Source organism: Segetibacter sp. (genome assembly GCF_025963695.1).
Lineage (GTDB): Bacteria > Bacteroidota > Bacteroidia > Chitinophagales > Chitinophagaceae > Segetibacter.
The window spans coordinates 1-10226 of record NZ_JAOQAH010000073.1; the positions used below are offsets into that span (position 1 = coordinate 1).

Annotated in this window: 13 protein-coding genes; 10 read left to right on the forward strand and 3 right to left on the reverse strand. The window is 39.4% G+C overall.

Annotated elements, in window-relative coordinates; translation table 11 throughout:
• From JWR87_RS12495 to JWR87_RS12505, 3 genes are all read right to left on the reverse strand, one after another.
• Positions 1–283: efflux RND transporter permease subunit (locus JWR87_RS12495; protein WP_297820538.1), on the reverse strand; the 283-nt coding region annotated here is incomplete at its 3' end.
• 110 nt (positions 284–393) lie between these two features.
• Complete coding sequence (locus JWR87_RS12500) at positions 394–783, reverse strand: hypothetical protein (RefSeq protein WP_297820541.1); 390 nt, start codon at positions 781–783, stop codon at positions 394–396.
• Between the two features lie 145 nt (positions 784–928).
• The gene (locus JWR87_RS12505; RefSeq protein ID WP_297820544.1) at positions 929–1144 is read right to left on the reverse strand and encodes a hypothetical protein; all 216 of its coding nucleotides are present in this window, start codon (positions 1142–1144) and stop codon (positions 929–931) included.
• A 74-nt stretch (positions 1145–1218) separates the two neighbouring features.
• On the opposite strand from JWR87_RS12505, the gene JWR87_RS12510 reads away from it, so the two are divergent.
• The 10 genes from JWR87_RS12510 to JWR87_RS12555 all read left to right on the forward strand — a co-directional run.
• A complete protein-coding gene (locus JWR87_RS12510) occupies positions 1219–2115 on the forward strand; it encodes a universal stress protein (protein ID WP_297820549.1) in 897 nt (298 codons plus the stop codon).
• 294 nt (positions 2116–2409) lie between these two features.
• The gene (locus tag JWR87_RS12515) at positions 2410–2820 is read left to right on the forward strand and encodes a hypothetical protein (protein WP_297820551.1); all 411 of its coding nucleotides are present in this window, start codon (positions 2410–2412) and stop codon (positions 2818–2820) included.
• Between the two features lie 32 nt (positions 2821–2852).
• Positions 2853–3443 carry a VTT domain-containing protein gene (locus tag JWR87_RS12520; protein WP_297820554.1) on the forward strand — a complete coding sequence of 197 codons (591 nt, stop codon included), beginning with the start codon at positions 2853–2855 and terminating at the stop codon, positions 3441–3443.
• Positions 3444–3555: 112 nt separating this feature from the next.
• Positions 3556–4392: an ATP cone domain-containing protein gene (locus tag JWR87_RS12525; RefSeq protein WP_297820557.1), complete on the forward strand. Its 837-nt coding sequence runs from the start codon at positions 3556–3558 to the stop codon at positions 4390–4392.
• 193 nt (positions 4393–4585) lie between these two features.
• Positions 4586–5056 (forward strand): hypothetical protein, encoded by a 471-nt coding sequence (locus tag JWR87_RS12530; protein ID WP_297820560.1) that lies wholly within the window; start codon positions 4586–4588, stop codon positions 5054–5056.
• Positions 5057–5153: 97 nt separating this feature from the next.
• The gene (locus JWR87_RS12535) at positions 5154–5501 is read left to right on the forward strand and encodes a hypothetical protein (protein ID WP_297820562.1); all 348 of its coding nucleotides are present in this window, start codon (positions 5154–5156) and stop codon (positions 5499–5501) included.
• Between the two features lie 98 nt (positions 5502–5599).
• Entirely contained in the window at positions 5600–6205 is a 606-nt protein-coding gene (locus tag JWR87_RS12540) for a hypothetical protein (RefSeq protein WP_297820565.1), read from the forward strand.
• 2 nt (positions 6206–6207) lie between these two features.
• Positions 6208–6729, forward strand: coding sequence for a hypothetical protein (locus JWR87_RS12545; protein ID WP_297820567.1), 522 nt, complete (start codon positions 6208–6210; stop codon positions 6727–6729).
• 591 nt (positions 6730–7320) lie between these two features.
• Positions 7321–7569: a hypothetical protein gene (locus tag JWR87_RS12550; protein WP_297820569.1), complete on the forward strand. Its 249-nt coding sequence runs from the start codon at positions 7321–7323 to the stop codon at positions 7567–7569.
• 292 nt (positions 7570–7861) lie between these two features.
• The coding region (locus JWR87_RS12555; RefSeq protein WP_297820571.1) for a hypothetical protein at positions 7862–10226 on the forward strand (2365 nt) is incomplete at its 3' end.

Genomic DNA, 10226 nt, shown 5'->3' on the forward strand with positions numbered 1-10226 from the left:
CAAACACGAAGCTCATTCCGAACATGGAGTTGGCTCGGATGTTTTTTATTTTAGGAATACCTTGAAGATTGCTTACCAATGGGTAGGTTACCTGGTCTTCCATTATCTGTGGGCTTCTGCCCATCCACTCGGTAAATATGATCACCTGGTTTTCAGACAAGTCGGGTATAGCATCTACCTTGGTATTGTTGACCGAATAAAAGCCATAGCCTGCTACTGCTGCTGCTATCAGCAAAACAACCATCCGGTTTTTTAAAGCCCATTTAATAGAGGTGCTAATCATATTATTAACTTAAAGAGAAAGCGGAAGGGTTGCGAAATTTTGAAGTCTTTGATTGAAATGCGAATAGCCAAGCATTACAAAATGCCTGGTCTCAATCCGTATTTAATTAATCATATCAGGAAAGCACTATTACGGACAAAGAGGGGGATTTTACCTTTGCCTGGAGGAGCATTTGCTTTAGGAAAACCAGCAATAGTGGAAGAAATTATTGATGCCTGCCATTGCTGATATAATGCTGGCGCAACTGGTAAGTTAGTTTTAGAAAACTCAAAAAAGGCTTTAGCAAGTTTCTGGTCTTTGTCAATTTTTACAACCTGTGATTTTTCTTCACAGCACCCCTTTTCACATTTCATATCACACTTGCTACACTTATCATCCTTTTCTTTAGTGTTTACTGTCCACGAAATCAGTTCACCCATGCAAAAGTGCATACGAATAGTAGCTCCAATTGAAGTAGTGAAATAAAGAAGTATTAATATGGTAACAGCTACCTTTTTCATGGAATTAGATGAAGATAAATTAACTTTCTGATTAGAAAGATGACGACAGTCATATTGATGTATGACGTTTTTACAATGGCGGAGTCGTCTTCCTAATATAGGAATAAACTTTATTATTGTGCAGAAAGCCCTGCTTAATTCGCTACTATCGTTTTGCTTGTCTGTTACTCCTACCTATTTCTATGAAGCTGTGCCGTTTTTCAACATAATAATCAAAGCCCATTTTTCTTACGTAACATTTTTGAACATCTTTTACCAGAGGAACTGAACCTGCTAATTTTTTGACTTCATAAACAATTTCATTTGAATGTGCTGCATCCATTATTTCAGCTAAAGCCGTATAAAACCTGTAGTCAATCACTTTTAAACATGATTAACATCATCAAATGAGTTGATTATTGGAATTAGCTTACACTTTATTAAAAACCCGGTTTTATGAAAAAAATATTGGTGCCTACGGATTTTTCTTCTAATGCTAATAAAGCCCTCGATTTTGCTGTGCAGATAGCAAAACAGGCAAAGGCAGAAATTTTTTTAGTACATGCCTGTGATTTTATTGACACCACTTTTAAAGACCACTTAACCATTAAGAAAGAACACAACAACCTTTTACTGGATAGCGCAAATGAAAGGCTTGCGTTGTTGAAAGACAGTATAGAAGGTGCAGAAAAGGTGGCTGTTACTACAAAAATATATAACGGCAGTGTTGCTGATAGTATACTTCTGGCGTCCGAAGAGAATGGTGCAGATTTTATTGTAATAGGCACTCGTGGAGAGACTGAACTAACAGAACGGGTATTTGGCAGCACAACATCAGGTATTCTTGGGAAAACAAAAGTGCCTTTAATGGTAGTGTCTCCATTAAGTGAATGGGATATTACTGAAATTCCAAGTGCAGAAACATTACCAGGTGAAAGTGGAAAGTTTGCTCCAGACGCTATTTTGTTTGCTACTAATCATTTTGAAGAGAACAAAGAATTACTGAACCCTATTGTGGATGTTGCTAAACTTTTTTCGTCCACGATACACGTTGCTGTATTTGTAGACACAGATTTTGCTGAAGCATACGATTATGTGTATAACATAGGAGAGTTGCATAATTATATTAAGTTCTTAGAGAAGACCTATCCTGATGTTTTATTCAAAGGCGAGTTTCTTGAAGGTGAGGATTTTGAAAGCACCATAGAAAAGTACAATGAAAAAAATGGGATTGATATTATTGCCATGATAAGTTACCCTAAAACATTTTGGGATAGACTGCTTAATAAAAGAGTAACGAAAGAAATGGCTTTCCATTCAAAAATTCCGGTAATGGCTGTCACAGCTAAATAATGATGTGACTTTATTATGTTTTATTGCAGGGCTCTTTTATTGAGAGCTTAGGTCTACCTGTTTTAATCACTCATTATTTAAAAATTTAGGCAGGGTTATTTACAAAACCGTAAAGAAAATGAACTTCTTGTTTTAGGAGGCTACCGGAGAAGCGAACTTTCCCGGTGGTTTAAAACCAGCATGGCGCATACCCTGATGCAGAAATTAAATACACCATTGTTTATTGCATACAATAACTAAACAAGTTTGTTTTTAAGGCTATTAATACTTAAAAGCGAAAAATAAAAATCTACTATGATACAAACAGATACAATACCTACGGAGCTATATACAAGATTGGGATATCTTTTTTATGCGATGGCAATTGCAGACGGGTCAATTGAAAGTGCAGAGATAAAAAAACTTAAACAAGCAATAAAGGAACGGTGGCTACCGGTGGAAGAAAGTCTTGATGAATTCGGCTCACCTGCTGCCTTCCAAATTATATCAGTATTTGACTGGCTGGAAGCAAAGCAAATTTATGCTGATGAAGCATACGATGCCTTTGCCATATTCTTCAATAAAAACCGTCAATTAGTAAATGCTGCAATGAGAGAAAATATTTTGCAAACAGCAGTTGATATATCGTTAGCCTTTAGGGGTGAAAATAAAAATGAACACGCCTTTGTAGAAAACTTGAAAAAGCTCCTATATAAAAAGCCTTAAATAAATACCTTTTGAAACAGACCGAACAAAACATGACTAATTCCACCGACCGGTCTTTTTTAAAAAAGTATATTTCTCTAAAAATATTCTGGACGGTTATCGCTTTATTGATGGTTGTTGTTATCAATATCATAATCAACAAATATGCGGGCGAATATTTTAATAACCTTGCCCAAAGGGTATCGGGCAGTTACGTGCTTACCGGGTTGATTTTTTTTATCAGTGAAATATTAATAGGAATTTTTCCGGCGGAGTTGTTTTTGATGATATATCAATCCAAAGGATGGAATGAGTTTTTTTTGATTGTACTTGGTTTGGGCATTATATCTTCTCTATGCGGTTTCATTGCTTTTTTAGCAGGCAAGTATTTGAACCAGGCTAAGGTTGCAAAGATGGTTATACTTCAAAAAAAGTTTAAAAAATATGGCGACCTGTTCTTAAAATACGGATGGATAATTATTATACTTGCCGCCACCACGCCCTTACCTTTTGCTATGGTATGTTTTATTGCAGGATATTTTAAATTTTCTCCTGCTTCGTTTTTAAAAATTGTGGTGCCTGTACGCATTGTAAGGTTTTTTATTTCGGCATATTTTATAAAGTACAGTACTACTCTGTTTTAAGCAAGTCTATCCCGTTAGTACAATCATTTGAAGCACTAAGTTATTACTACCTTCTTTTTAACCTGTAAGAGAAACGGTAAATTTAAAATGAGCCATAAATGATTTAGAAATTATGACGACAGAAAAAAATAGGGTAACGGTTACCAAAGCATCAGGTCAAATTGAGCCATTCTCTATAAAGAAGCTGCGACACTCCTTGTCAAGGGCTAAGGCAACCCCGGAAGAAATAAATTCAATTGTAGAAACGTTGTTGCCGAAATTATATCAGGGCATAAGCACCCAGAAGATTTACAGCGAAGCATTCCAGTTACTGACTAATCATTCAAAAACTCATGCAGCCCGCTACCATCTCAAACGAGGAATTATGGAGCTCGGTCCATCGGGGTTTCCCTTTGAGATATTTATTGGTGAGCTTTTTAAACACCAGGGATTTAGTGTACAGGTAGGGAAGATACTGCAAGGAAAATGTGTAACCCACGAAATTGATGTAATCGCGGAAAAAGATAATCAGCTAAACCTGATGGAGTGCAAATACAGAAATCAACCAGGCATGGCTGTAGATGTTAAAACACCTATTTATATCAACTCAAGATTTGAGGATGTATTAGCAAATGTGTCGCTACAATACAGTGACAAGATTTTTGCCGGCTGGGTTGTTACCAATTCAAGATTTACAACCGATGCAATAGCGTATGGAAATTGTAAAGGGATGCAGTTGCTTAGTTGGGACTATCCTTTCAACAACTCGCTAAAAGACTGGGTTGACCGTTCAGGCTTGTATCCTCTTACTTGCCTCACTTCTCTTGCCCGGTCTGAAAAGGAATGGTTGCTTGCAAAAGGTTATGTGCTTGTAAAAGATATTTACGATAATGAGCAATTATTACTACAGGCAGGTGTAAAAAAAACAAGAATAAAAGGAGTAATGGATGAAGGGGTTAGGCTTATATAAGTGTGAATGATTTTCAATAATAACAGGCTTTAGAATAGCCCATAAATTACTTAGACATAAACTGGTACAAACTAAGCATAGAAGAGACTTTAAAAGAGCTTGGAACAAATCAGCAAGGTTTAAGTGCTACCGCAGCTTTTCTTTAGTGTAACTAAGAACTTGTATCCTGTTTACTACTCAAATAAGTGTGTTTATGAAACAAAAAACTGCCAGAAACATCCTTCTCATCTTATTAGCATTTCTTGGCTTAGGGGCTATGTTTGGAGGGGGTGTTTTAATCATTTCTCCGTCCGGTAAGCTTTTTGGGATGCCCCTTTGGTTGTTAAGAAACTCGCCATTTAATGATTATTTAATTCCCGGTATTATTCTATTTACCGTGCTTGGAATAGCTCCTATAGGTGTAACAATCGCTTTGATAAAAAGACCAGCCTACAAATTTGCAGAAGTTTTTAATTTCTATAAGGACATGTATTGGGGTTGGACGTACGGTATTTATATCGCCTTTGCTTTGATAATCTGGATACAAATTGAAATTACATTTCTACCTGCTGTTCATTGGTCGCATACATTTTATATGTTTTTAGCTGTTGCCATTCTCTTTGTCGCCCTGTTACCGCAGGTTAGGAGTCTATATAAGAGTAAGCAACAGGAAAAACAGCTTTAAATTATGCAAACTCAATTATCCGGAAAAGCACTAGTTCTTTCCTTTGTTACAGCATATTGGCTACAATTGTTTCAGCCGGTGGTTCGCTAATTGAAAAATGTTTACCGCGGACAATGCTTTTGTAAAATCCGCATGGCTTGCTGACGACATCATTACTTTATTTGCAGTGGTGGCGTTATTAATTACTGCTACCTATTTATCTAACAAAGGTTCTGAACAATGGTTAATGGTTTGGATAGGATTAATGGGTTATGTGTTTTATAATTTCGCATTCTATCTTTTTGGTGCTGCTTTTAATATTTTTTCCTTTTGTATGCAGCATTGTTTTCACTATCAACCATTACAATTATTAACCGTCGTTATCAATTTACACACGCCATGGTTTTATGCCTGGGCACCGCCTTGCTGGCTTATTCAGAAGCTTATGGCAAGTGGGACCCTTTGATGCCGCTTTGTATTGTAGTGGTTGTTGATGGTATATTAGGTTGCTGATTGTTATTGAAAAAATTTGATGATATAAAGACAATAAATAATTATTAGGAGATGTATCAGATAAAACGATTTATTAAATACACCTTTATTTTCAACGCACTGATCGCATTAGTTTATTGGAGCCTTATTCGCGCCATTCACATCAACTGGGGCGCGACACCAGCTGATGTAAGTATGAGTTTACCTGGAGGTGAATTTATTTCTTCAAACAGAATAGTTTCTACCCGTGCCATTACCATCCATGCAACAAAAGAGGAAATATGGCCGTGGATTGCACAGACCGGGCAAAACCGTGGTGGCTTTAACAGCTACTATTGGTTAGAGAATTTATTCGGTGCGAAGATGGTAAATGCGGACAGTGCTCATTCGGAGTGGCAAAACCCTCAACCGGGCGATACAGTTTATTATGGCAAAAATGAAGGTTATGCAGTTGTCTCATTGGTTAAGCTTAATGAATATTATTCCCTTGGCGGATGGACATTTTATCTGCAGCCGCTTGATGCCAACAACACGAGATTGATTGTTCGCTATCCCTCCATGGAGATAAGGCAAAGCAAATTAGCAACTCTTTATTACTATGGTTTGTTTGAACCACTACATTTTATTATGGAATCAGGAATGATGATAGGCATTAAGCAAAGGGCAGAAAAACAATAAACATGGAAAATAGTAAACTAATTATTTCCGACAGGACTATAGCATATAATGGAGCAATAGCAGCAGTCGCCGCAGTATTTGCGTATTCCTTAATAGTTATGATATATGCCATCATCCGGTCTTCCGTAACTATTTGCAGCATTATGCCAAACGGGGAAAGAAATACCATTTTGTTGGCGAATGGTTTTTCAGTTGCATATTCGGTTGCTATTTTTTCTCTCTTAATGGCTGCGATTTCAGCAGTAGCAGGATCTATCGCTGCTGTTATCCTTAAAAAATCATTGCAGTACTTTAATGTCCAATTCAATTTTAAAAAAGCTATTATCATAAGTTGTGTTACAGCTATAGCCATGCTTACCCTTATGTATATTCTGTTCCGAGCTTTACTGAAAGACTGGATGACCTTTAAATATGCTGAAACATTTATATTCTGGTTCTTAGTTCCTGCTGTCATTTTCTTAGCAGCTTGTATAATTGGTGGGAGTTACCTAAATAATGTTTTAGATAAGAGATTAAAACAATAAGAATTAGGTATTTCCAAGTCAAATTACCACCCTTATCATAGCACAAACAATAACTTACACATGACCTGGGATGAATTTAACCCAGAATGCTTATGAGAAAATAGCTTACTCTTTTCGGATGGGAGATAAAAGGAGATTCAATGCCTCCTGCATTTTTGATTTCTTTTTGCATAATTATTGAATTTGCAGCCGAAGTAGACTTCTGCTGTAGCTACGGCCTTTAAGCAACTGTTTTGTACTTCCACGGCTTCACGAATGGCTGTACTAATTACCATCCGGCAACTCCTAGCGGTAAGCTTCCACAGCATCCAGCGATTGGTACGCTTCAGCTCTTTATTAATACGAGGAAAGCAGCGCGGCATGAACTGTTAGCAGGCTGTTCTTTACTCTTAGCGAAGAAGTCTTCCAGCTCCTTATCATTTAAAACATTTACTTCCTCAACGTATAGCTGCTGGCTTTAAAGGAGGCTTTTTTCTACGTATTCTGCGCTTTCTCCGAGAATTTTGACATGCTTTTTTACGTGTTACGCGATGCATCTGCCCGGGCAGCTATTGACATTATGCTGCGTCCCTGACTGTCCATCCTTAATATATGTCTTATCTCACTCATGCTGATCGTAGTGTTGGCCACGCTTTTGAAAAGGTTGGGTTTAACCTCAAAACTATGGCTGCTTCTACAGCGTGTGCTACTTATTCGACATCGTCGGTTTGGCCGGAAGCACCTGGTCGATTTACAGCCAAAACTCTCGTTACCTTACAGCCGGATAGGGTAGTTAACTTCAGCGGAATCTGCAATGGAGCAGTAACCACTAGTATTCACACTTCGGCTACTTACACCTGATAAAATTAGAAGTGTTACAAACTGTCTTACAAGACAGTCGGGTTGAGATAATATCGTACAAAAAGTAGGTAAATCTCTGTAAAAAAAGCTGGTACCAATGTCTTTCTTTGTTACTCTGTACGAAGAGATCAGGTTTCATGTAACTCTTCTTAACTGTAATTGCTTAGGCTGTTCTGCAACGCATAACAATCAATTTCTGATATCAGTGAATAGTAAGTTGAGAAAGAGTATCAGAATAGAAACGAGTGCTTCTAACGATATTAAATAACGCTGCTAAACCTAACAATGCTGTATGAAAACAATGCTTGTTTCTTTTGCTTTTTGCTTTTTTTATTTTTCCTCACTTCCCGTTTTTGCTCAAAAAAATGTTCAAACGGATCTTACAACTGCCAGTTTAATTTTAGCTCCCGGAATGACCGGCCCGGAAAAAAAGGCTGCGCAAATGTTGATAGAAGAAGTGCAAAAAAGAAGTAATGTGCGCTGGCCTGTTTTAACTCAACTACCAAACGCAGGTCAAACTTCCATTGTTTTAGGGCGAAGATCTGAACTGGTACGTGCTTTTCCTGAACTTACTAACGCGCTGCATACAAGAGGAAATGAAAAGCCTGAAGGTTATCAGATAGTCAACTTAAAACCAAACCTTGTTGTTGTTGCCGGTAATGATGCACGCGGTGTTCTATACGGTGCCGGACGCTTGCTACGGTTGCTCGATTATGGGCAACAAAAAGTTACGCTTGCAGCAAATGTAAATATCACTTCTTCTCCTACATATGCTTTGCGTGGTCACCAGTTAGGCTATCGTCCCAAGACCAATTCTTATGATGGTTGGACGGTGCCAATGTGGGAGCAATACATTCGTGACCTTGTCGTTTTTGGTGCCAACGCAATAGAGCTTATTCCCCCCGTTTCAGACGATGATGCTGATAGTCCTCATTTTCCAATACCGCCAATGCAAATGATGATTGAAATGTCGCGTATTGCAGCTGAATATGGTATTGAGTGCTGGATATGGTATCCGGCGCTGGAGAAGAATTATGGAGATGCTGCTACTGTTGCCCGTGCTTTAAAAGAGTGGGGCGAAGTGCTGCGTCAACTGCCTCGAATTGATGCGGTTTTTGTTCCCGGTGGAGATCCTGGACATACGGCACCTAAAGATCTTTTCCCGATGATTGAAAAACAAGCTGCACAGTTGAAGAAGCTTCATCCTGCGGCAAAGATGTGGATGTCGCCACAAGGTTTTAATGCTGAATGGATGGATGACTTCTACAAGATTATGAAAACAGGGCCCACCTGGTTGGAAGGCGTGGTTTTTGGCCCTCAGCAGCGTGAAAGTCTAAACGACTTAAAAACCAAGTTACCTCAACAATATAAAATTCGCTTTTATCCTGATATTACGCATACTATAAGAGCACAGTATCCGGTGCCTGACTGGGATTTCGCCTACCAGGTAACGCTTAACCGCGAGCCAATTAATCCCCGCCCTGTTGACCAGGCAAACATTTTTCGTCGCTTGCAACACTTGGCTCCCCACGGTTTTCTTACCTATTCAGAGGGTTGTAACGACGATGTAAACAAGTTTATCTGGAGCGGTCTTGGCTGGAACCCTGATGCTGATATTAACGATATTCTCCGCGATTTCAGCAGGTACTTTATTGGGGCAAATGAGGCTGAGTCATTTGCACAAGGCTTGATTGGTTTAGAGCGAAACTGGCGTGGTCCGTTAAGCGTGAACCAGGGCGTTTATACTACGCTTGCCCAGTTCCAGGAATTAGAAAAATCTGCTACGCCGGCACTGCGTCAAAACTGGCGTTTTCAACAGGCACTGTACCGGGCCTACTACGATGCTACCAATAGAAGTCGTTTGTTGTTTGAATTAGCGCAGGAGGAGAAGGCACTGGAGTATCTGAGAAAAGCTAATTCCCTTGGTTCAGTTGCAGCCATCGAATCAGCGGAGGCAGCTTTGGCAAAACCTGCCATACCTGCGGCCGCAGATTGGCGCGCCCGGGTTTTCGAATTGGCAGAAGCGCTTTTTCAAAGCATTCACATGCAATTAAGTGTGCCGAAATACCAGGCTATTGCAGTAGGTAGGGGTGCAAACCTCGATTTGATTGATTTTCCCATGAACAATGCGCCCTGGTTGCAACATCGCTTTTCTGAAATCCGCGCTATTCCTGCAGAAGCAGATCGCCTGCGCATGATTAACGATATTGTCAACTGGAGCAATCCGGGAGCAGGAGGTTTTTACGATGATTTGGGAAATACAGGAGCGCAGCCTCATTTAGTAAAAAATTCAACTTACGAGCAGGACCCGGCCTACCTTTCTTCCGCTATGCCGGGTTTTACAGTGCGCATGCAAGACCACTCCTCAAGAGTGTCATCCTCTAATTATGCTGAGGCGCTGCATGATCGTCCGCTGGAAATGTTATATACCCAGCTGGACAAAACAGCCCGTTACCGGTTAAAAATTGTGTATGGAGCAGAGGCTAAAGCAGAGGTAAAACTGGTAGCAAATGGAAAATATGAAATCCACCCCATGCGGGCGAAACCAATGACGTTTCAGCCGGAAGAATTTGAGGTACCGGCAGACGCAACACAAAATGGAGAATTACGTCTTAGCTGGAGTCGCCCTGCCGGCCTTGGAGGAAGCGGACGCGGCG

What these genes read in the sequence shown, in the direction of transcription:
- JWR87_RS12500 (WP_297820541.1), bottom strand. Translation starts at nt 783, where the DNA reads ATGAAAAAGGTAGCTGTTACCATATTAATACTTCTTTATTTCACTACT.
- JWR87_RS12510 (WP_297820549.1), top strand. Translation starts at nt 1,219, where the DNA reads ATGAAAAAAATATTGGTGCCTACGGATTTTTCTTCTAATGCTAATAAA.
- JWR87_RS12515 (WP_297820551.1), top strand. Translation starts at nt 2,410, where the DNA reads ATGATACAAACAGATACAATACCTACGGAGCTATATACAAGATTGGGA.
- JWR87_RS12520 (WP_297820554.1), top strand. Translation starts at nt 2,853, where the DNA reads ATGACTAATTCCACCGACCGGTCTTTTTTAAAAAAGTATATTTCTCTA.
- JWR87_RS12525 (WP_297820557.1), top strand. Translation starts at nt 3,556, where the DNA reads ATGACGACAGAAAAAAATAGGGTAACGGTTACCAAAGCATCAGGTCAA.
- JWR87_RS12530 (WP_297820560.1), top strand. Translation starts at nt 4,586, where the DNA reads ATGAAACAAAAAACTGCCAGAAACATCCTTCTCATCTTATTAGCATTT.
- JWR87_RS12535 (WP_297820562.1), top strand. Translation starts at nt 5,154, where the DNA reads ATGTTTACCGCGGACAATGCTTTTGTAAAATCCGCATGGCTTGCTGAC.
- JWR87_RS12540 (WP_297820565.1), top strand. Translation starts at nt 5,600, where the DNA reads ATGTATCAGATAAAACGATTTATTAAATACACCTTTATTTTCAACGCA.
- JWR87_RS12545 (WP_297820567.1), top strand. Translation starts at nt 6,208, where the DNA reads ATGGAAAATAGTAAACTAATTATTTCCGACAGGACTATAGCATATAAT.
- JWR87_RS12550 (WP_297820569.1), top strand. Translation starts at nt 7,321, where the DNA reads ATGTCTTATCTCACTCATGCTGATCGTAGTGTTGGCCACGCTTTTGAA.